Source organism: Kribbella sp. HUAS MG21 (assembly GCF_040254265.1).
Taxonomy (GTDB): domain Bacteria; phylum Actinomycetota; class Actinomycetes; order Propionibacteriales; family Kribbellaceae; genus Kribbella.
Map to the genome: position 1 here is coordinate 3,455,233 of NZ_CP158165.1, position 20,588 is coordinate 3,475,820.

Genomic DNA, 20,588 nt, shown 5'->3' on the forward strand with positions numbered 1-20,588 from the left:
TCCGGGGTGCGGTCCGGCGCCGTTCGAACCTCCGGGTCAGCGGGTTCGCCATTCGTCGTCGAGGATGGCGTAGACGAGTTGGTCGCTCCATTCGCCCTTGAAGATCTCGTCGTGCCGGAAGTGCGCCTCGCAGCGCATGCCGAGCTTCTCCAGGACCCGGGCCGAGCCGGCGTTGCGGGAGTCCAGGCGCCCGATGATCCGGTGCAGGCCGAGCCCGTCGAAGCCGAGCCGGAGTACCACCTCGGCCGCCTCGGTCGCGAACCCGTGCCCGTGGAACTCCGGGTTGATCACGAACCCGATCTCACCCTGCCGGTGCTCCTCGCTCAACCACTCCAGGTGCACCTCACCGATCACCCGATCGACCTCCGGCCACACCACAGCCAGCGAAACGCTTTCCCCAACCGCATCGAGCGTGGCCTGGCCGATCTTGCGCGCGAGCACCTCCTGCACCTGTTCCGGCGTTTCCGGCTCGGCGTACAGGTAACGCGTCACGTCGTCACGCGAACGGATCGCATACAGATCATCGAAATCCGCAGCAGTGAACGGCTGTACGGTGAGTCGTTCCGTGCGGATAGGAAAGTCGGGACGGAACACGTTCCTCACGCCTTTCCGGCGACCACCAGAGCGGCCAAACCCGTCGTCAGAAGGCCGGTGACGATGCCGAGCGCGTACTCGTCGTCAGGCCCCGTGATCGCCTGATGCGACCAGCCGACGACGTCCTCGAAGGCCCGCACATGCCGGTAGTAGCGAATCGCCTCGTCATCGAACGCATGAGGCCCGTACCCGTCGAGGAACGCGTCCAGTTCCCCCGGCGTAGTCGGCCCGAGTTCACCCATCCCGCCGAGCATGAACATCAGGTCCTGCTCCCGCGGCGCGTGAATGACATCGTCCCAATCGATCAAATGCACCCCGCCATCGACGAGGACGTTGCCAAGGTGCGGATCCCCGTGACAAACCACCCGCGGCCCAACCGGCGCAGGCGGCCGATTGGCAAGCAGGTCCGCGATGACCGAGTCGTACTGCGCCCACACCGCCGCCAGCGATTCCTGGACCTCACACTCAGGCTCCGCCAGCCGCACCCGAACTTCCTCAGCAAGCGCCGGCGTACGAGCGTCGATATGACTCCGCTGCGGCAACGCCTCCCGTAGCCGAGGAGGCGGCTCAGCGTCGTGCACGCGCCGAAGCAGTACGCCGTACTCCGACCACTGCTCGCAGGTGAGCCCCGTTTCGGCAGCCCGTGTTCCGTCGATCCAGGGCGTGACAGTCAACCGTTTTCTCGCGTGGACGCTCCACAACCCACCCTCGGTCGTCCGCACCATTTCCGGCACGCCCGGAACCCCGCTGTCCGCAAGGAACGCCGCCACCTGATGCCCCGTGTTCGTCCCCGCCCCACTCCACTTCACGGCGTACGCGTTGGTCGCCGTACCCGCCTTCCACACCTGCGCCGCGACATCCGCGCCGTACCCCACCGGCGTGAGTTCGGTCACGTCCAGCCCGAAGTCCGCCAGCAACCACTTCCGCAGCAACGTCTCACGCACGCCGCCAGCATGCCCGGCAACCGCCCGCCGGAGCGACTCGATTACCGGGCCGGCGCACGTCAGCGGTAGTTGACGAACTGGACGGCGAAGTCGAGGTCCTGGCCCTTGATCAGGGCCTGGACGGCCTGGAGGTCGTCGCGGCTCTTGCTGGAGACGCGGAGCTCGTCGCCCTGGATCTGCGCCTTGACGCCCTTCGGGCCCTCGTCGCGGATCAGCTTGGAGAGCTTCTTCGCGTTCTCCTGGGTGATGCCGGCGTTGATCGAGGCGTTGATCTTGTAGATCTTCCCGGACAGCTTCGGCTCGTCCGCTTCCAGGCCCTTCAGTGAGATCTGCCGCTTCACCAGCTTGTCCTTGAACACGTCGAGGACGGCGTTCACCCGCTCCTCGGTGTTCGCCTGCATGTCGATCGACTCGCCGGACCACTTGATCCCGGCGTCCACGTTCTTGAAGTCGAACCGCTGGCTGATCTCCTTCGCCGCCTGGTTCACGGCGTTGTCCACCTCCTGGTGATCGACCTTGTTCACGATGTCGAAGGAGGACTCCGAAGCCATGGGTACTACCTTTCCGATTTGCTGTCAGGGGCACTGTCTGTCGTATAGTCTCTCCCGCTGGTCCTCGGACCAGCACTACCCCTGGCGGGTTGCCCGAGCGGCCAAAGGGAGCAGACTGTAAATCTGTCGGCGTTAGCCTACGCAGGTTCGAACCCTGCACCCGCCACCAGCAAGAAAACAGGCCCTGACCTGCGGAAACGCAGCTCAGGGCCTGTCGCATGTTCCGGGTTGCGGTGGGTTGGTCTGGCTGGGGGAGAGTTCACTCTGTATTCAGGTGGGGTGGTGCTGCGACCGTTAGCGTGTCGGCGATTCCGGTTCTAGGAGGGGTGGCATGCGTACGGCTCGTGCTTTGGCGGTTGCTTTGGTGGCCGGCTTGGGTGTTGGTACGGCGGTGGTTGCGCCTGGTGCTGCGGTGGGTGCTGGGGGTGAGCGGGACAGCGTTCGGTTCGCGACCTACAACGCCAGTCTGAATCGGGGGGCGGCAGGGCAGCTTGTCTCCGACCTGAGTACGCCGGGAAATGCGCAGGCCGGGGCGGTTGCTGAGGTTGTTCAGCGGGAGCGCCCCGACGTGCTGCTGATCAACGAGTTCGACTACGTGCCGGGGCAGAAGGCGGCTGATCTGTTCCGGTCGAACTATCTCGAGGTTGGTCGCAACGGTGCTGCGCCGATCCACTACCCGTACGTGTACGTGGCGCCGTCGAACACCGGCGTACCGAGTGGTTTCGACCTGAACAACGACGGTCGGGTCGGCGGGGGTGACGACGCGTTCGGGTTCGGGGTGTTCGAGGGGCAGTACGGGATGGTCGTTTACTCGCGCTTCCCGATCGACACCGAGCACGTGCGGACGTTCCAGCTGTTCAAGTGGAAGGACATGCCCGGCGCGATGCTGCCGGACAACCCGGCCACGCCCGCGCCGGCGGACTGGTACTCGCCGGCGGAACTCGACGTTTTCCGGCTTTCCAGCAAGTCGCACTGGGACGTGCCGATCCAGATCGGGCGCCGGACGGTGCACTTCCTCGTGTCGCACCCGACGCCGCCCACCTTCGACGGCGCCGAGGACCGCAACGGCACGCGGAACCACGACGAGATCCGGTTCTGGGCCGACTACATCCAGCCGAGCCGGTCGTCGTACATCTATGACGACAAGGGCCGGTACGGCGGTTTGCGGCCGGGCAGCCCGTTCGTGATCGCGGGTGACCAGAACAGCGACCCGGTGGACGGTGACTCGGTTCCGGGGGCGATCCAGCAACTGCTCGACAACCCGCGGATCATCGACCCGCGGCCGTCGTCGGCCGGCGCGTCCGAGGCCGCCGTACTGCAGGGCGGGGCGAACACGTCGCACAAGGGCGACCCGAAGTACGACACGGCGGACTTCGCCGACACCGCGCCGGGCAACCTGCGGGTCGACTACGTGCTGCCGTCGCGGCAGCTGAAGCCGGTGGGTACGGGCGTCTTCTGGCCGGTTCAGGCGGATCCGCTGTCGCGGCTGACCGGGGTCTTCCCGTTCCCGACCAGCGACCACCGCTCGGTCTGGCTCGACGTACGCGTGCCGGGCCGGCACTGAGCGTCCGAAACCGGCTGCCTGTCCTCGCGGACGGGCAGCCGGTTTCTGTTGCCGGGTCCAGCGCGATGTAAGACGTCTACGACCAGACCCGGGTACGTCGTCAACGGTTCACCGAACTGTTGTCCGGTCAGGGAACGGTCGGTGGTTGCGCCGCTGTGGGGGTGGTGCGGTCGGGCGGGGGCCGATCTCGGATCCTTGAGAAAGTACGGGTCGACGATGAAGGTTCATCGCTTGACGGGTGGGATCGCGGCCGTCGTGGCCGCGGGACTGCTGTGGTCCGCGCCCGGGATCGGGTATGCGGAGGATCATCCGGTCGCCGGTCTGGCGCTGGTTGACACGACCGAGACGGTTGGGCCGGGGATCTCGCTCAACCACGTGAAGAGCGTCGACCAGCGGGGGTGGGTCGATGCGCAGTACCTGACGATCAACCTCGCCGACAAGGCGGTCAGCACGGATCTGCTCACGTCCGGGCCGGTCGCTTCGGCGGGGCCGCTCAGTACTGCGGCCAACAAGGCCGGGGCGGTGGCCGGTGTGAACGGTGAGTTCTTCGACATCGGCAACAGCAATGCCGCGCTCGGTGGCGAAATACAGAACGGGCAACTGCTCAAGACGGCCGATGCGAGCGGGCGGCAGCATGTCGGTGTCAGCAAGGACGGCATCGCCCAGCTGGTCGATCTGGCGGTCGATGCGACTGCGACGTTCGCGGGCAGCGAGCACAAGGTGCTGACCATCAACGCGGCCAACGGCGGTGGCGTGCCGGCGAACGGTTTGGTGGCGTACACGCCGATCTGGGGCGAGTACAGCCGGAACCGCGGGTTCACAGCTGTTGCCAACGGCAATATTGCCGAGGTGCTCGTCCGGAACGACAAGGTCGTCTCGGTGAGCCCGACAGGTCCGGCCGGTTCCGGTGCGATTCCGGCCGACGGTTTCTACCTGGTCGGACGGGACGCGGCCGCGGCGGCGCTCCGGGCCTTGCAGCCGGGGGACGCGCTGTCCCTGCGCTACGAGCTCGCGAACGACCTGGCGAAGTCGATGAAGTTCGCGCTCGGCCAGGGCGGCACGATCGTCCGCGGCGGCAAGGTCGTGCCCGGTCTCGACCGGTCGATCGCGCCGCGGACCGCACTCGGCTTCAAGGACGGCGGACGCACCCTCGTGCTCGCGACCTGGGACGGTCCCGGCGGCACCGGCAAGGGCGGTGTCGGCATCGACCGCGAGGCGCAGGACCTGGCGGACCGCGGTGTCGAGACCGCCGTCAACCTCGACGGCGGCGGCTCGACCACGATGGTCGCACGAGCGCTCGGGGAGAACGGTGCGACGGTCCGCAACAACCCGTCGGACGGCCAGGAGCGCAACGACCCGAACGGCGTCGGCGTGTTCGTCAGCCCGGGTGATCGCAAGGTTCACCAGCTCCTGCTGAAGCCGGGCGCCGGTCAGGCTGCCGCGGACGGTGGCCTCAAGGTGTTCCCGGGGATGCATCGGCGGCTGGCCGTGAAGGCGGTCGACAACCACCTGACTCCGGTCACGGTCGACCCGGATCGCCTGGTGTGGAAGGCGCAGGGCGGCGGCACCGTCAAGGACGGCTCGCTGAAGGCCTTCCACGGCCCGATCACGGTCACCGCGTCGCTCGGCGGCGTCCGCGGTACTCAGCGGGTCGACGTACTCGGCCGGCTCGCCGGCCTCGAGCTCTCGACCGGGAGGCTGTCGATCCCGGACGCGACCGCTGCGAACGCTGTCAGCGTTGCTGTAACCGGTCGCGACGGTCAGGGCTACACCGCCCCGGTCGACCCGCGGGACCTGACGCTGGACTTCGACCGCAGCGTCGTCGACGTGCAGGCGCTGGACGGCAAGCTGCGGATCACACCACTCGAGAACGCCGGCACCGTCCTGACGATCTCGGCCGCGGGACGCGAGGTGAAGCTGCCGATCACGGTCGGCGTCGAGACGAAGATCGTGTACGACTTCGACGACGACGTACTGCGGCGGTGGAACAACAACAGCACGGCGCCCACCACGCGCTCGGTCGACCCGGACGGGCTGCGCATCGACTTCCCCGCGATGCGGAATGTCGGGATCTCCGCGAACGGCGCCGCCAACCGGATCCAGGTCCCCGGGCAGCCGTTGCGGCTGCGGTTGCGGATCAAGTCGAGCATCGACGTACCGAACGGTCTCGCCTACGTCGGTCTGTACGACGGGAACGGCAAGGCACTCGGTGTCTACGGCACCGGGCTGAAGGCGGGCCCGGACTACCAGAACGTCACGTGGACGCTGCCCGCGAACACGGTCTACCCGATTTCGATCTCGTCGTTCCAGGGCATCAACACCTCGACCGCGCAGCAGAAGCCCGGCACGTTCGTCCTCGACCGGTTCGAGGCCGACGTACCGACGTCGATCGACCTGCCGGCCCAGCCGGACCTGGTCGCCGACCCGCTCGTGTCGACCGACGGAAACCTGGCGAACGGCCACGGTACGTGGAAGTTCGCGACGCTGTCCGACATCCAGTTCACCGCCGACAGTCCGGCGCTTTCCCAGGTCGCCACCGCGGCGCTCGCGCGGATCCGGAAAACGCGTCCCGACCTGGTGGTGCTGAACGGCGACATCACCGACCGCGGTCTCCCGCAGGACCTGTCGCTCGCCCGCAAGGTGCTGACCGACGCGGGCTGCGATCTGATCCCGGTCGGCCAGGAGCCGGCGCCGGACAGTACTCCGACGGGCAGCACGGTCCCGTGCTACTACGTGCCCGGAAACCACGAGTCCTACGGCCTCAACAACACCCAGTCGGATCTGACCAACTTCACCAACGAGTTCGGTCAGCCGTACCGGACGTTCGATCACAAGGGCACCCGGTTCATCCTGCTCGCCAGCTCGCTCGGCACCCTGCGGACGTCGGCCTGGGACCAGCTGCCCATGCTGAAGCAGGCGCTCGAGAGTGCGGCGTCGGACCGGTCGATCCGCAACGTGATGGTCTTCGCCCACCACCCGGTCGACGACCCCGAGGCGACAAAGTCCAGCCAGTTCGGCGATCGTGACGAGGTCGCGCTGATCGAGAAACTGCTGACGAAGTTCCGCAACAGCACGCGGAAGGGCGCGGCCATGGTCGGCTCGCACGCGCAGGTCGCCAACGTCCACCGGGTCGAGGGCGTGCCGTACACAGTGCTCCCGTCGTCCGGCAAGAACCCTTACGGAACGCCCGACCGCGGCGGTTTCACCGGGTGGGTCGACTGGTCGGTGGACTCCCGTCGTACGGCGGACCAGCCGTGGCTCGAGGCCGACGTCCGGGCGTTCGCGCAGTCGATCACGCTCAACGCGCCGACGTCGTTGCCGGCCGGTACGTCGACGCGGCTGAGCGGAAGCATCGTGCAGCCGGAAGGCGTCGGAAACGGTACCCGCGTGGTGCCGCTGCGCTACCCGATGTCGGTGCACTGGTCCGCGTCGTCCAACGTCGCGATCGGCTCGGTCGACCTTGCCCGGCGGACCGGGAAGATCGCGGCCCTGGACCCGGCCACCCGGACCTTGACCGCACTCCGTCCGGGGAAGATCACGGTTTCGGTGACGAACGACTCGATGCGTCCGTACACCGACGAGGCCTCGCTCGCCCCGATCACGACGTCGGCCACGATCTCGATCGCGAACACCGCCGCGGCCGCGGTCTTCAGCGCCGAGACCCCGGTCTTCACCAACCAGGCGGTCGAGGTCGGCGGCCAGACTAAAACGGTTTCCGTGACGAACACCGGCACCGAACCACTCCGGATCGGTGCGGCGCGGTTGGCCGACGGGACACCGTTCCACCTCGACCGCGACAACTGCACCACGACGACGGTGGCACCCGGTGCCACCTGCACCGTCGAAGTCCGCTTCGCGCCGACCACGGCCGGAGTCACCTCGACCGCGAGGCTGGTCTTCGCCGACGACACCGACCAAGCAGTCGGCACCGTCCCACTGATAGGCCGCAGCACCAGCCTGGACTGGGACAAGACAGCGGTTTCTGCCCGCTGACAACCTCTGAGCAGCCCCTGGCCTGCGGAAACGCGGGCCAGGGGCTGGTCCGCCCTTACGAGCCTGGGGTCTGCCAGGATCGGCGGGGTGGTCGGACTTCGGGAACTATGGAACGACGCGATACCGGACGCGGGAGCGCTCGCCGACGAGTTGGTGCGGCGGTACGGCGGGATGCGGCGGGTCGCGTACCGGGAGCGGTATCTGATCGGGGTGCTGCAGGCGCTGGATTCGTTGGAGCAGTTGGGTACGGATCCGGTGGCGGTGCGGTTGGCTGCCTGGTTCCATCGGGCTGAGCATGCGAAGGGGAACACGGCGGGGGAGGATGCCGAGGCGTCGGCGCGGCTGGCGGAGGAGCTGCTGCCTGCGTACGGGCTGAGTCCGGTTCGGGTCGCTGAGGTTGCACGCTTGGTGCGGCTCACCGGGGGCGATCCGTCCGGTGCGGCCGTCGTACGGACAGGACCGGACGACGCCGGGGCCAACGGGGACGTGCTGCTGGATGCGGTAGCTGCTGTGCTGGCGGATGGTCGGTATTCGACGTATGCGTCCGAGGTACGGCGCGACAGTCGGCTGGACAGCAAAGTACGGCAGCAGCAGATCCGGGCGATGGTGGATTCGGAGCGGATCTATCGCACCGAGCTCGCTCACGAGCGGTACGACACCGCGGCCCGGGCGAATCTCGCGGCCGAGTTGGACCTGCTGGAGAACATGACACCGTCGGTCTGGCGTGGTTGGCAGCGCGCGGGGCTCGGGGTGCTGGCTGTGCTGACCGCCCTGGTGGCGTTCGCGGCGGCCGCACTGTCGATCGGGCAGCCGTGGCGTATTCCGGCCTCGACGAGCGACCCGAGGTGGCAGGCGATCGTGATGACCCTGCTGGCCGCGGCGGCGGTCGGCGTTCTCTGGTGGGCCGTACGCCGTACCGATCACAAGGCGCGCGTCGTCACCGCAGGCCCGGTTGCGGTCGGCCTCGTCAGCTTGGTGATCATCCTGTTCAACCTCCCGCCGGAAAACGGTGTCGTGGGCGTCGGACAACGTGTTCCGCTGCTGGCCGTCACCGCGGTCCTGCTCGTTCTGGCGAGCATTCCGGCGTACTTCGCCACACGCTTCATCGGCGGCGTCGCCATGAACCGCGGCCAGTTCCTCGCCGCCACCAGCGCGATCGTCGTGGTCGTCCTCGCAACCGTGTTCGTCATCTACCCGGTCCAGAACGGCTACCTGCTCGCCGTGAACGAACACCTCGACGACCAGCACCAACCGGCGGACTCGAGCGTGAGCTCCGTCGTCAACGGTGAAACGCTCTGGACCAGACGCGGCAGGCTGTTTCGCTCGCAGACCGTGGCGACCGCCCACGGAATCGCGATCGCCTCCGGCCGCGGCACCGTGGAGATGATCGACCCGGCGACAGGCAAGACCCGCTGGCGCTACATCCGCGCCGACACCAACGACGACCCACGGCTGCAGGTGCTGGACAGCGCCCGCCAGTTGCTCCTGACGTACGACGACCGCTCCGCCGTCGTACTCGACGCCGGCACCGGAAAGCGCACGGCGGCATGGCCCGACTGGACCCGCGACTACGACATCCAGAACGCCGACCCGCTGGTCACCGGCAAGACCGTCAGCAAGGGATCCGACAAGCTGTACGGCACGAACATCGACGGCTCCAACCGCTGGAAGTTCGAGCCCGGCCGCTGCACGAGCATCGGCGCGACCGCCACCGCCGACATGGCCGTCGTACATCTCGGCCGCAGCTGCGGCAGCGAGCCGGACCAGCTCGTCGGACTCGACCTGAAGAGCGGCAAGCAGCGCTGGATCCGCGACAGCTCGCTCGGTCAGCTGCTGACGGTCGGTGACGTGGTCGTCGGCCAGGACGACGACGCCGAAAAGTCCGGGGAGCTGACCGCGGTCGATCCGCGGTCCGGCGAGGTCCGGTGGCGCGCCGAGATCCCGGGGGCCTGGGCCTGCTCACCGGAGATCGAGCGCACCGCAGACCGCGTCGTGGTGTTCAGCTGCCCGAGCGAAGCCGCGCGCTCCACGCACACCGTCGTACGGTTCATCGACGCCGCCACCGGCGCGACCGTCTCGACCACGCAGGTGAACATTCCGTGGGGCGTTCGGCACGTGCTGACGACGGACGGCCGGGTCTTCGTCGTCCATGCGGACGAAAACGGTTGCCGGATCGCGAAGGTGACCACCGCCGTCGAGTACGTCGAGCTCGCCCGGCCGATCGACTGCCGGCGTGGTGTGGTCGCCGCCGGGAACCTGGTGCTCGTCCACAGCCGGGACTCGCTGATCGCCCTGCGATGACGGGGAATAGTGTCTGCTCGGGCGGGAGTTGAAGGTTGAGACGGAGTGTCTGAGCGAGGAGAACGATGAAACCCACCGAGTTCGTCAAGGTGAACGGCCAGTTCTGGGGGGAGCACCTGAAGGGGGTGGCCGGGCATCTGCCGGTGAGTCACCGCACCGAGTTGCCGGGGCCGATGCTGTTCCCGCGGATGATGGTGCTGACCGAGACGCCGGACTGGAACATCCTCGAGCTCGTCGGGCTGAGCCGGGAGTACCGGACGCTCGAGGTGCGGCGGCAGAAGGCCGCGAGCGTCGAGGAGTACTTCGGACTCGGTCGCGGCAGCGCGGTGATGACGCTGCCGGGGGAGAACCTGTTCAAGGACGCCACGATCACGACCACCGCCGGCCGGCAGGCGCTGAACGAGCGTTTTCCGAAAGCGGTGAACCTGATCGGCGAGGAGTTCGTCGGCCCGGGGGAGGAACTGCTCGAGTTCGCTCCGGGCAACTACGCGACGTTCGACCGGGCCCTGCTCGTGCACACCGCCGGCGACTCGCTGCGGACGCACTGGGTGTTCTTCGCGGTGGCCATCCATCGCTCGGAGCCGGCCGACAAGTACCTCGATTTCCTGAACACGTATTCCAACGCCCGCCCGCACCTGGACCCGATCGGCACGCTCAGCCTGCCGGTGGACCCGGCCGTGCTGAAGGCGGACGCGTTCGAGAGCACGTACCTCGCGCACGGCCTGCAGGACGCGAGTGTCGACGAGTTCCTGGACAAGCACGAGAGCATCCTGCTGTCCGCGTTCGACGCGACGAAGCTGATCCGCCGGCCCGCGCTCGGCGACCTGCACCCGGACTTCATCCTCGAGCGCGCGAGCGGCAGCCACGTCGTCGGCCGTCTCGAGCTGCCGCTCGTCGACGCGGTCAACGGAAAGAAGCGCCGGCGTACGTTCCGGAAACCGGTGCAGGAAAGCGCTGCCGAACTCGCGCAGTACGCCGAGTACCTCAAGTCCGCGGACAACCGCGCCGAGGTCAAGTCGAAGTACGACGTCGACGTGACCGATCCGCGGCAGCTGCTGATCGTTTCCTCCCAGCAGACCCTCACGCCGGCCGCCGGTGTCGAGATCGTCGACTACGACACGATCCTGCGGCTGCACCTGTCGTGACGCAGTACTTCGTCTACGGCCGCGACCGCGCGGGCGCCGGCGACGTGAAGGCCCGGTTGACCGAGGAGCACTGGGCCTTCATGGATCGGTACGCCGCCGAGCTGATCGCGCGCGGCCCGACGCTGACCGAGGACCGGGAAGCGTCGACCGGCAGCCTGCACGTCGTCGACCTGCCGACCGAGAAAGCGCTGCACTCCTTCGTGTACGACGAGCCGTACTACCTCGGCGGTGCGTTCGAGACCGTCGAGGTGTACCGCTTCGAGAACCACCTCGGCCGCACGATGTGGGAGTTCGCGACCGCGGTCGAGGGCTACAACCGCTACCTCGTCCTCACCAAGGACGCGGCGCGCCCACTCACGTCGGACCACCTCATCCTGTACGGCGACCTGCTCGTCGACGGCTCGCACACCGGCCGCGCGGCCCTGGTGGAGGCGCCGTCCGCGGAGGCGGCGGCTGCGCTGATCCAGGCGGAGCACGCCGAAGTGCACCCCTGGGAGTTCGGCGGCCGCCGCTAGCTAGCGGACGTCTCCTTCGCGAGAATGGCCTGCAACGCGGTGAGCAAGGTCGAGCGCGAGGTCGCGGACAGCTCCGCGGTCATCGAATGGATGCGGTCGACGACCGCGTCGTGAGCCTCGTGCGCCAGCGCCAGGCCGTCGTCGGTCAGCTCGATCCGGCAGGCGCGGCGGTCGCCGGGCGTCGGGATCCGGGCGACGAGCGAGCGCCGCTCCAGCCGGTCGACCATGCTGGTCAGGCTGGAACGCTCGATGTTCAGCATCCGGCTCAGCTCGGTCATGCCCAGCGGGCCGGCGAGCAGCACGCAGAGCAGGTGCGCCTGCTGCGGGGTGAGGCCGAGCGGCCGGCTGGTCTCGGCGTGCAGGTCCTGCAGCCGGTGCATGGTCTGCACCAGCGCACTCGCGAGATCGGTGTCCCGGGCAGCCGTCGTCGTCATGACTCCCATGATAGTCCGCTGGACTAATAGTTTGTGGTTCTAAGCATTCGTGCTACAACTAGTTAGGACACCGAACTACTTGAGGGAGTGGCTATGAACGTGCAGTTCGGCTACGGCTCGCCGGACTCGGTCCGGGACGTCGCGGCGATCGTGCGGCTCGCGCAGCAGGCGGACCGGGACGGCCTCGACCACGTCAGCCTCGCGGATCATCCGTATGTTCCGGACATGCTGGACGGGTACGCCGCCATCGCTTTCCTGCTCGGCCGCACCGAACGGCTGTCGGCGCTCGTGAACGTGACGAACCTGCCGCTGCGCCCCGCGCCGGTGCTCGCGCGGACGGCGACCTCGTTGTCGGCGCTGTCCGGCGGGCGGTTCGTGCTCGGTCTCGGCGCCGGCGGGGCCTGGGACCGGATCACGACGATGGGGGTGCCGGAGCTGCGTCCGGCCGAGGCGGTGGAGGCGTTCGAGGAAGCGATGCAGCTGGTGCGCGGGCTGTCCGACGGCGGTACGCCGAAACCGACGAAGCACTACCCGATCGGGCCGTTGCGCCCGGCCGCCGTACCCGCGCCGCCGATCTGGACCGGCTCGAACGGCCCGAAGTCCCTCGCCGCGACCGGCCGGCACGCCGACGGCTGGATCCCCGGCCACGCTGCCGACTGGCTCAGTGATCGGTACCGGTGGTCCCGCCCGATCATCGACGAGGCCGCGCTGTCGGTCGGACGGAAACCGTCGGACGTCGGCACGATCTACAACTTCCCGGGTGTGATCACCGCGAGTCCGTTGCCCCGGACCCGTGACGAGGAGGGCCGCTGGATCGGAGGCTCGCCGGCCCAGTGGATCGAGGAACTCGCCGACGCCATCCTCAACCACAACGCCACCGGCTTCACCCTCTTCCCCCGCGGCAACGAGCCGTACGACGTCCAACTCGCGCGCTGGGCACAAGACGTAGTACCCGCCGTCCGCGCCGCCACCAGCTGACGAAAACGTGTGGTGAGGCGCGGGTGGTGAGGTGCGGGGCGGCGAGGTGCAGGCCTGGGCCTGCGGGCGGTGGGGTGCAGGCCGGGACCTGCAGGCGGTGTGGTGCAGGCGGTGAGGTGCGGGCGTGGTCGGTGGTGGCGTTACTCCTCGATCGCCCCGCGGACTGCTCGGAGGTGCTGGCGGAAGGTGAGTGACGGGTCGGCTGCCCGCTTCGACAGGTAGTCGGCGAAGCTCACCTGTTGACGCAACGATCGGCCGGCGCGGATCTCGACGGCCTGTCGGTGTTCGGTGTCGCGGATCGTCGTCGCCAGTGCGAGCAGTTCGTCCAGCCGATCCGCCGGTACGAAGATCGCGCCGTCCTCGTCCGCGAAAACGATGTCCTCCCGGGTCACCGTCCACTCCCCGATGGTTGCCTTGGACAACGCGTCATCGGGTCGAGGGTCGAGCCGCAGCGGCCCGGTCGGCAACGCGCCGAGGCTGAACACCGGCAGCCCGATCGCGATGATGTCGGCCGTGTCGCGGTGCAGTCCCCAGATCACGATCCCCGCAACGCCGGCCGCCGCCGCCTCGAGCGCCGCCAGGTCGCCGACGCACGCCTCGTCCCGCCGGCCACCGTTGTCCACCACCAGTACGTCGCCCTCAGCCGCGGACTCGAACGCCTCCAGGAAAACGTCGACACTTCCCACGTGCTGCGCGGGCAGCACCCGCCCCGCGACCCGGCCGCCGACCACTGCCGTCAACGAAACCGTGCGTACCGGAACACCGGCTCGCACACAGGCATCCGCGACATGCGCCGTCGTCAACTCCGCGAACCGCTCCAGCATCCCCAGCCCCTCTCGATGAACCTCGCGACAGGGGAACAGTCCACCACGTCACCGCGACAGGAACGCGAGAATCTCATCCAGGTCAGGCTCGCCGCTGGTGTCGACGACCAGCGACGGGACCTCCAGATCGACCGGCTGGAAGGCGTTGTGGGTCCGCAGCCGGGCGTCGGCGCTGATCTGGGTGTCCTCGTGCGCGGCCCGGCGCGGGTCGGTGTTCGTCCGGGCAGTGATCCGCGCGAGCGCGACCTCGGCCGGGACGGTGCAGTGCACGATCCGGACGTCGGCGCGACCGAGCAGTGGGCTCAGGCCCGGGCTCCACAGCCGGTCCTGGAACGCCGCCTCCGCGACCACCGACGTACCGCGGCCGACCAGCAGTCCGATCACGTCGAAGAACGTCGAGAGCGTCCGCATCGTCAAGGGGTCGCCGGGCCCCGGAACGAAACCGGGCGTCGCGTGCGCCATGCCCTCCTTGATCTCGTCCCGGCAGATCGCCGGGCAGCCGATCGCGGCCGCGATCCGGTGCGCCAGCGTCGTCTTCCCGGTCCCGGGCGGACCACTCACCACGACCAGCATCGGTTTCGACTGCACCCGCCGTACCTTAGCGGTCACTGTCGGCGCGCGGTGTAAACGCGGTGTAAGACCCCAGGTAGGTGTCTTGTATATCGAGACGATATGTCTCATTTAGCAAGACTCTGATTTAGCGTGGTGGACGCGAAGTCGGCGAGAGGGCAAAGGAGCCTGGGATGAACAACGTGTACACGCACGGCCATCACGAATCGGTCCTGCGGTCGCACCGGTGGCGCACCGCGGAGAACTCGGCCGGCTACCTGCTCCCGCACCTGCGTCCCGGCATGTCCCTGCTCGACGTCGGCGCCGGCCCCGGCACCATCACCGCCGACCTGGCCCGCCTGGTCGAGCCCGGCCGGACGACGGCGCTGGAGGCGAACGAGGCGGCGCTGGGAATCACCCGGAAAGCGTTTGAGGAAAACGCTGTCGACGTGCAGTTCGTGGTCGGCGACGTCCACGCGCTGGACCTGCCGGACGACACGTACGACGTCGTGCACGCGCATCAGGTGCTGCAGCACGTCGCCGATCCGGTGCAGGCCCTGCGCGAGATGCGCCGCGTCTGCAAACCCGGAGGAATCGTCGCCGTCCGCGACTCGGACTACCACGGCTTCGTCTGGTACCCGGAGCTTCCTGAGCTGGACGAGTGGATGGAGCTCTACCAGCGCATGGCGCGCGTGAACAGCGGCGAACCGGACGCCGGCCGGCGCCTGCTGTCGTGGGCGCTGGCGGCCGGGTTCGAGGACGTCGACGCGACCACGTCCACCTGGTCGTTCGCGAACCCGGACGACCGGGCGTTCTGGGGCGGCATGTGGGCGGACCGCATCCTCGAGTCGGCGCTCGCGGACCAGGCGCGCGCGTCCGGCGTACCCGAGGAGCGACTCACAGCCATCTCCCGGGCCTGGCAGGACTGGACGGCCACGCCGGACGCGTGCATCTCGATCCTGCACGGCGAACTACTGTGCCGGGCGTGACCTCTGCCGGGAGATCTCGTAGAGCGCGGCGGTCGCGGCATTGGCGGCGTTGAGCGAGCTGGCGGATCCGGTGATCGGGATCCGGACCAGGTGGTCGGCCGCTTCCTTCCACGCCGTACTCAGACCGGCCGTCTCGTTGCCGATCAGCAGCAGGACGGGCTGCGTGAAGTCGAAGTCGTAGACATCCACGGACCCGTGCTCATCGGTGCCGACCACAACGACCGGGGCGGCCGACCGTCGCACCCAGTCCAGGACTTCGCGATGTGAGGGCACGCGGACGGCGGGAACCGCGAACAGCGATCCCGTCGTCGCCCGCACCGACTTCGGGTCGTACACGTCGGCCGCGTGCCCGGTCACGATCACGCCGTCCGCACCGAACGCGTCGGCCGACCGGATGATCGAACCGATGTTCCCGGGCCCGGTCGGCCGGTCGAACACCACCCCGAGGAAATCCGGACCGACCGGGATCCGCGTGAGATCGTCGGCCGGCAGTTCCAGTACGGCGATCAACTCGGGGTCGTCCTTCTCGCCGAGTTCGGCGAGCAGTTCCGGCGCCATCGCGACCCGCTCGACACCCGGGAGCCGCTGCAACAGCTCCGATGCCCAGCGTGACAACGGCCGCGAGGCGTCGGTGATGACGGTACGCACCGGCCAACCGTTGTCCACAGCAACCGAAATCGGCCGCACGCCCTGGACGAGGAACTCCCCGGACCGCTGCCGCTTGGCGCGATTGCTCAACGACGCCTGCCACACCTGGAAACGCGCGTTGCGCGACGAGATCCGCTGCACAGCGTCCACCCTACGACGGCGCCACCGTGGACTCACGGACGATCAGCTCCGGCCGGAACAGCAGCGACTGCCCCTGCTTCGGCCCCGAGTCGTCCAGCCGGGACCGGAGCTGGGAAAACGCCGCAGCAGCCATTTCCTGCATCGGTTGCCGGACGGTGGTCAGCGTCGGCGCGTACAGATCCGCGAGCACGATGTCGTCGAAGCCGACCACCGAGACGTCCTTGCCCACTTCGAGCCCGCCGTCCCGCAGGCCGCGGCACACACCGAGTGCGCACATGTCGTTGATCGCGACGATCCCCGTCGGCGGCTCCTCCAGGGCCAGCAACTCGGCGGCGGCCGCACGTCCGAGCTCGGACGCCTCGACGTCACCGAAGTCGTCCGCGTCGCCCTTGACCGGCGCCCGCACCGACGTCGCCGGATCGATCCCCGCCTGTTCGAGGGCTCCGGTGAACCCGCGGTACCGCTCCTTGCGGTTCACACTAGCCAGCGCTCCGGACACGAACGCCAGCCGGCGGTGCCCGAGGTCGATGAGGTGCTGTGTGGCGAGCTGGCTGCCGATCGCGTTGTCGACGCTGATGCTCACCAGCGACGCCGGATCGCCCGCCTGCGACGTACGATCGAACGCGACCAGCTGCAGCCCCCGCTCGACCAGCGGCAGCACATGCTCGAGAGACGGCAGCGACGAGCACAGTACGACGCCGTGCACGCCGTCGGCCCACAACTCGTCGATGTAGTCGCGCTCGCGGCGGGGATCGCGCTCGGAGTTGCAGAGCAGGACGTGGTACCCCTCGGCCAGGGCCGCGGACTCGAGATGCCGCGCGAGCGCGCCCCAGAACGGGTTGCCGACCGACGGGACGACGAGTCCGATCGTGGTGGTGCGGCCCGTGCGCAGTTGCCGGGCGGCGCGGTTCGGCCGGTAGCCGAGCTTGTCGATCGCGCGCTCGATCCGTTGCCGGGTCTCGGGGAGCATCCGGTGGTTGCGCCCGTTGAGCAGGTTCGACACCGTGCTCGGCGAGACGCCCGCCTCGGTCGCGACCTGCTGGATCGTCACCTCGCCAGTTCTCAATTCACCGCCCACCCGCGCATTCTGTCACCCCGTCGTGTTGCCGTATCGCAGTGCAACGATGCATCACGACTTGGCGAAAGTCCAGTCCGAGGTTCCTGGGCGCCGACCTCTTGACGGGCTGCGAAAACCGTTCCTAGCATGCGGTGCATCGTTGCACCAGTCTCGCAAAGCTGCGCCGCTCCGGCTGGTAGATCGTTGCACCACTCCACTTCCGCAGCACCACGAAAGGCGCGCCATGGAGTACACCCGTAGATCAGTCCTGACGGCCCTGGGGCTCGGCGCCGTCGCCGCCACCACCGGCTGCTCGACGTCGTCCGGCAGCAGCCAGGCGGCCGCCGACGGACCCGTCGAAGGTGAGATCACGCTGCTCACCCCGCTGTTCGAGGGCAGCACCGGCAAGCAGTTGCTGGAGGGCAAGCTGCTGCCCGCGTTCAAGCAGAAGAACCCGAACGTCACGGTGAAGGTCGACTACACGACGTACAGCGCCCTGAACGAGAAGATCACCACCAGCCTGGCCGGCGGCCTGATGCCGGACGTGGTGATGCTCGGCGTCGGCTGGATCCCGCCGTTCGCGCACAAGAAGGTGCTCGCGCCGCTGCCCGACTCGCTGGCCACACGGTACGACTACGAGGACCGCGTCCTCGAGCCGTCCCGGTACGACGGCAAGCTGTACGCACTGCCGATGGTCCTGGACACCCGGATCGTCACCTATCGCAAGGACATGTTCGCCGAGGCCGGGATCAAGGCGCCGCCGAAGGACTGGGCCGAACTGCGCGCGATGTCGAAGGAACTGGCCCGCAGCGACGGCTCCGGCAAGCTCACCCGGGTCGGGTTCGACCCGTTCTCGATCGATCTGCGGCAGTGCTGGGAGACATTCCTGTTCGCGAACGACGGCAACCTCTTCGACGAGACCGGGCAGCAGGTGAAGTTCGACGACGACCGCGGGGTCGAGGCGCTGCAGCTGTTCCTCGACGTCGTCAAGGACAAGTCCGCGGACTACTCGTTCAAGTCGTCGGCCGGCCAGCCGAGCACACTGCAGCAGGGGCGTGCCGCGATGATGATGGCCAACAACTCGCTGTGGGTGCAGCTCAAGCAGCAGAATCCGGAGTTGCTGGCCGAGGACAAGGTCGGCGCGTTCATCCTCGCCAACAAGGTGCCCGCGATGCTGCAGGGCGGAACGATGGTTTCCCGTTCGGCCTCGTCCAAGCACGCCGCCGCGGCCCAGGCGCTGGTGGAGTTCATGGGTACGCCGGAATCGATCCTGCCGACTGCTCAGCAGCGTGGATCGGTGCCCGGGGTGCAGGACCTGCGGACGTCGGACTACGTCAAGAACAACGGTTTCGTGAAGCTTGCCCTGGACAACATGAGCAAGGCGCGGTCCGAGGGCGGTACGGCGGCCTGGATGGAGATCCGCGAGAAGATCAAGACCACGCTCGAGACCGCCGTGGTCGGCAAGCGGACCGCCAAGGAGGCCATCGACGAGCTGGCGAACCTGAGCAAGGAAGCGATCTCCCGGCTGTGAGCGGAGCCATGGCGCCGACGCGGGACCGCGCGCGCCCGGACACGCCACCCGGCCGGAACGCTCGCCTGCCGCAGCGCCGGAATCTGCTGCGGGCCCGGCGCCGAGCCGGCCTGCTGATGGTCGCACCGGCGGTGCTGCACGCGGTGATCTGGATCGGCATTCCGCTGATCGCCGCGGTCGTGCTGAGCTTCACGTCGTACGACGTGCTCACGCCGCCGCGGTTCGTCGGGCTGGAGAACTTCCGCGACCTGCTGTCCGACAACGTTTTCCGGCGCGCGGTACTGAACACCAGCATCTACACGTTCTTCACCGTCCCGGTCGCGATGACGATCGCGCTGCTGATCGCCCTGATGCTGAACACCAAGCTGGCCGGTCGCGCGATCTTCCGCACCGCGATCTTCATTCCGCAGGTGACGGCGACGATCGCCGTCGCGCTGGTCTGGCTGTGGATCTACGATCCGCGCAGCGGGCTGGCGAACGCAGTCCTCTCGTTCCTCGGTCTGGACGGACCTGCCTGGTTGTCCTCGACGGACTGGGCGATGCCGGCCGTGATCGTGGTCGGGATCTGGCAGGGAATCGGCCTCAAGATGCTGATCTACCTGGCCGCACTGCAGAGCCTGCCGACCGACCTCTACGAGGCGGCGTCGGTGGACGGCGCGTCCAAGGCCCGGCAGTTCTTCAGCCTGACCGTGCCGTTGTTGCGCCCGGCGACGTTCTTCGTGTTCGTGACCTCGGTGATCGGCGCGTTCCAGTCGTTCGACCAGGTGTACATCCTGACCGACGGCGGGCCCGCGAACAGCACGACGATGATGACCTACGAGATCTACAAGTCCGCGTTCCGCGAGTTCCGGATGGGATACGCGTGCGCGCAGAGCCTGGTGCTGTTCGCGATGCTGCTGTTCCTGACCTTGCTGAACCGCCGGATCACCGGAGGTGACCGTGCCACCCGTTGACACCGTCCGGCGGGCCCGGGCCGGCCGGATCGCGCTGTACCTGACCCTGACGGCGATCTCCCTGGTGATGATCGTGCCGTTCGTCTGGATGCTGCTCACCTCGGTGAAGACCCCCGGCGACATCGCGGCCGCCCCGCCGAAACTGTTCCCGACGGAATGGGCGTTCGGAAACTACGCGGACGCGTTGCGCGCCGCGCCGTTCGCGACGTACGCACGGAACAGTTTCGTGATCGCCGCAAGTCACACGGTGCTGAACGTGCTGATCGCGTCGATGGCCGGGTACGCGCTGGCCCGGTTGCGTTTCCGCGGCAGTTCCTTGATCTTCCTCGGCTTCGTGGGTGCGCTGATGATCCCGACGTACACGAAGATCCTGCCGGAGTTCCTGATCGTGCGGTTCATGCCGCTGTTCGGCGGGAACGACATCACCGGGCAGGGCGGCACCGGATGGCTGGACACCTGGTGGGCGCTGATCATCCCGGGGGCGGTCAGCCCGTTCTCGGTGTTCTTGTTCCGGCAGTTCTATCTCGACCTGCCGGTGGAGCTGGAGGAGGCAGCCCGGCTGGACGGCCTCGGTGAGCTCGGCATCTACGCGCGGATCATGACGCCGCTGGTGAAACCCGCGTTCATCACCGTCGCACTGCTCACCTTCGAGGGGTCGTGGAACAACTTCCTCTGGCCGCTGCTGGTGACCAAGAGCGACAGCCTGCGGGTGATCCAAGTCGGACTGTCCGTGTTCCGCACCGAGAACGACACCCAGTGGGCGTTCCTGATGGCCGGAACCACGCTGGCCACCGTGCCGATGGTGCTGCTGTTCCTGATCGGGCAGCGGTACTTCGTCCAAGGTTTCGCGACCGCGGGCATCAAATGACAATCGACG

The 20,588-nt window shown here is 68.1% G+C and carries 18 protein-coding genes and 1 tRNA gene; 11 read left to right on the plus strand and 8 right to left on the minus strand.

The features are described 5' to 3' along the window. Positions 1-36: 36 nt before the first annotated feature. Genes ABN611_RS16920 through ABN611_RS16930 form a run of 3 tightly spaced genes read right to left on the minus strand, consistent with a single transcriptional unit; the run spans position 37 to position 2,089 of the window. Positions 37-603 carry a GNAT family N-acetyltransferase gene (locus ABN611_RS16920; protein ID WP_350280838.1) on the minus strand — a complete coding sequence of 189 codons (567 nt, stop codon included), beginning with the start codon at positions 601-603 and terminating at the stop codon, positions 37-39. After that, positions 600-1,538, minus strand: a complete 939-nt coding sequence (locus ABN611_RS16925) for an aminoglycoside phosphotransferase family protein (RefSeq protein WP_350280839.1) — start codon at positions 1,536-1,538, stop codon at positions 600-602. Before ABN611_RS16925 ends, ABN611_RS16920 begins: the two co-directional genes overlap by 4 nt. A 59-nt stretch (positions 1,539-1,597) precedes the next feature. Further along, the gene (locus ABN611_RS16930) at positions 1,598-2,089 is read right to left on the minus strand and encodes a YajQ family cyclic di-GMP-binding protein (protein ID WP_350280840.1); all 492 of its coding nucleotides are present in this window, start codon (positions 2,087-2,089) and stop codon (positions 1,598-1,600) included. Positions 2,090-2,172: 83 nt separating this feature from the next. Here ABN611_RS16930 and ABN611_RS16935 point away from each other — a divergent pair. The 6 genes from ABN611_RS16935 to ABN611_RS16960 all read left to right on the plus strand — a co-directional run bounded on the left by ABN611_RS16935 (position 2,173) and on the right by ABN611_RS16960 (position 11,607). Next, positions 2,173-2,258: transfer RNA gene (locus ABN611_RS16935), tRNA-Tyr, on the plus strand. 162 nt (positions 2,259-2,420) lie between these two features. Beyond that, entirely contained in the window at positions 2,421-3,653 is a 1,233-nt protein-coding gene (locus ABN611_RS16940; protein ID WP_350280841.1) for an endonuclease/exonuclease/phosphatase family protein, read from the plus strand. Between the two features lie 216 nt (positions 3,654-3,869). Continuing rightward, the gene (locus tag ABN611_RS16945; RefSeq protein WP_350280842.1) at positions 3,870-7,646 is read left to right on the plus strand and encodes a phosphodiester glycosidase family protein; all 3,777 of its coding nucleotides are present in this window, start codon (positions 3,870-3,872) and stop codon (positions 7,644-7,646) included. An 87-nt stretch (positions 7,647-7,733) separates the two neighbouring features. Next, positions 7,734-9,947 (plus strand): PQQ-binding-like beta-propeller repeat protein, encoded by a 2,214-nt coding sequence (locus tag ABN611_RS16950; RefSeq protein WP_350280843.1) that lies wholly within the window; start codon positions 7,734-7,736, stop codon positions 9,945-9,947. A 65-nt stretch (positions 9,948-10,012) separates the two neighbouring features. Then, positions 10,013-11,092: a hypothetical protein gene (locus ABN611_RS16955; RefSeq protein WP_350280844.1), complete on the plus strand. Its 1,080-nt coding sequence runs from the start codon at positions 10,013-10,015 to the stop codon at positions 11,090-11,092. After that, positions 11,089-11,607: a YciI family protein gene (locus ABN611_RS16960; RefSeq protein ID WP_350280845.1), complete on the plus strand. Its 519-nt coding sequence runs from the start codon at positions 11,089-11,091 to the stop codon at positions 11,605-11,607. Before ABN611_RS16955 ends, ABN611_RS16960 begins: the two co-directional genes overlap by 4 nt. Here the strand turns inward: ABN611_RS16960 and ABN611_RS16965 are convergent. Continuing rightward, the gene (locus tag ABN611_RS16965) at positions 11,604-12,041 is read right to left on the minus strand and encodes a MarR family transcriptional regulator (protein ID WP_350280846.1); all 438 of its coding nucleotides are present in this window, start codon (positions 12,039-12,041) and stop codon (positions 11,604-11,606) included. The two genes, ABN611_RS16960 and ABN611_RS16965, sit on opposite strands and share 4 nt — an antisense overlap. Positions 12,042-12,134: 93 nt before the next feature. On the opposite strand from ABN611_RS16965, the gene ABN611_RS16970 reads away from it, so the two are divergent. Then, the gene (locus tag ABN611_RS16970; protein WP_350280847.1) at positions 12,135-13,019 is read left to right on the plus strand and encodes an LLM class flavin-dependent oxidoreductase; all 885 of its coding nucleotides are present in this window, start codon (positions 12,135-12,137) and stop codon (positions 13,017-13,019) included. 140 nt (positions 13,020-13,159) lie between these two features. Here the strand turns inward: ABN611_RS16970 and ABN611_RS16975 are convergent, their stop codons facing one another. Together ABN611_RS16975 and ABN611_RS16980 are read right to left on the minus strand one after the other, a co-directional pair. Further along, complete coding sequence (locus ABN611_RS16975; protein WP_350280848.1) at positions 13,160-13,843, minus strand: RraA family protein; 684 nt, start codon at positions 13,841-13,843, stop codon at positions 13,160-13,162. Between the two features lie 48 nt (positions 13,844-13,891). Then, positions 13,892-14,431 carry an AAA family ATPase gene (locus ABN611_RS16980; RefSeq protein ID WP_350280849.1) on the minus strand — a complete coding sequence of 180 codons (540 nt, stop codon included), beginning with the start codon at positions 14,429-14,431 and terminating at the stop codon, positions 13,892-13,894. A gap of 155 nt (positions 14,432-14,586) precedes the next feature. On the opposite strand from ABN611_RS16980, the gene ABN611_RS16985 reads away from it, so the two are divergent. After that, the gene (locus ABN611_RS16985; protein ID WP_350280850.1) at positions 14,587-15,381 is read left to right on the plus strand and encodes a methyltransferase domain-containing protein; all 795 of its coding nucleotides are present in this window, start codon (positions 14,587-14,589) and stop codon (positions 15,379-15,381) included. Here the strand turns inward: ABN611_RS16985 and ABN611_RS16990 are convergent. Continuing rightward, on the minus strand, positions 15,364-16,170 hold the full coding sequence (locus ABN611_RS16990) for a TrmH family RNA methyltransferase (protein ID WP_350280851.1): 807 nt from the start codon (positions 16,168-16,170) through the stop codon (positions 15,364-15,366). The two genes, ABN611_RS16985 and ABN611_RS16990, sit on opposite strands and share 18 nt — an antisense overlap. A gap of 10 nt (positions 16,171-16,180) precedes the next feature. Further along, positions 16,181-17,221 (minus strand): LacI family DNA-binding transcriptional regulator, encoded by a 1,041-nt coding sequence (locus tag ABN611_RS16995; RefSeq protein ID WP_350280852.1) that lies wholly within the window; start codon positions 17,219-17,221, stop codon positions 16,181-16,183. Positions 17,222-17,471: 250 nt separating this feature from the next. Between ABN611_RS16995 and ABN611_RS17000 the strand changes: the two genes are divergently transcribed. The 3 genes from ABN611_RS17000 to ABN611_RS17010 are packed head-to-tail and all read left to right on the plus strand — an operon-like array spanning position 17,472 to position 20,579. After that, a complete protein-coding gene (locus ABN611_RS17000; RefSeq protein WP_350280853.1) occupies positions 17,472-18,758 on the plus strand; it encodes an extracellular solute-binding protein in 1,287 nt (428 codons plus the stop codon). Next, a complete protein-coding gene (locus ABN611_RS17005) occupies positions 18,755-19,711 on the plus strand; it encodes a sugar ABC transporter permease (protein ID WP_350280854.1) in 957 nt (318 codons plus the stop codon). The genes ABN611_RS17000 and ABN611_RS17005 overlap by 4 nt, the downstream gene beginning before the upstream one ends. After that, positions 19,698-20,579 carry a carbohydrate ABC transporter permease gene (locus ABN611_RS17010; RefSeq protein ID WP_350280855.1) on the plus strand — a complete coding sequence of 294 codons (882 nt, stop codon included), beginning with the start codon at positions 19,698-19,700 and terminating at the stop codon, positions 20,577-20,579. The genes ABN611_RS17005 and ABN611_RS17010 overlap by 14 nt, the downstream gene beginning before the upstream one ends. The last annotated feature ends 9 nt before the right edge of the window (positions 20,580-20,588 follow it).

Excerpts from the sequence above, each read along its gene's own strand:
- ABN611_RS16930 (WP_350280840.1), bottom strand. The coding sequence starts at position 2,089 with ATGGCTTCGGAGTCCTCCTTCGACATCGTGAACAAGGTCGATCACCAG.
- ABN611_RS16955 (WP_350280844.1), top strand. The coding sequence starts at position 10,013 with ATGAAACCCACCGAGTTCGTCAAGGTGAACGGCCAGTTCTGGGGGGAG.
- ABN611_RS16940 (WP_350280841.1), top strand. The coding sequence starts at position 2,421 with ATGCGTACGGCTCGTGCTTTGGCGGTTGCTTTGGTGGCCGGCTTGGGT.
- ABN611_RS17000 (WP_350280853.1), top strand. The coding sequence starts at position 17,472 with ATGGAGTACACCCGTAGATCAGTCCTGACGGCCCTGGGGCTCGGCGCC.
- ABN611_RS16975 (WP_350280848.1), bottom strand. The coding sequence starts at position 13,843 with ATGCTGGAGCGGTTCGCGGAGTTGACGACGGCGCATGTCGCGGATGCC.
- ABN611_RS16965 (WP_350280846.1), bottom strand. The coding sequence starts at position 12,041 with ATGACGACGACGGCTGCCCGGGACACCGATCTCGCGAGTGCGCTGGTG.
- ABN611_RS16985 (WP_350280850.1), top strand. The coding sequence starts at position 14,587 with ATGAACAACGTGTACACGCACGGCCATCACGAATCGGTCCTGCGGTCG.
- ABN611_RS16970 (WP_350280847.1), top strand. The coding sequence starts at position 12,135 with ATGAACGTGCAGTTCGGCTACGGCTCGCCGGACTCGGTCCGGGACGTC.
- ABN611_RS16945 (WP_350280842.1), top strand. The coding sequence starts at position 3,870 with ATGAAGGTTCATCGCTTGACGGGTGGGATCGCGGCCGTCGTGGCCGCG.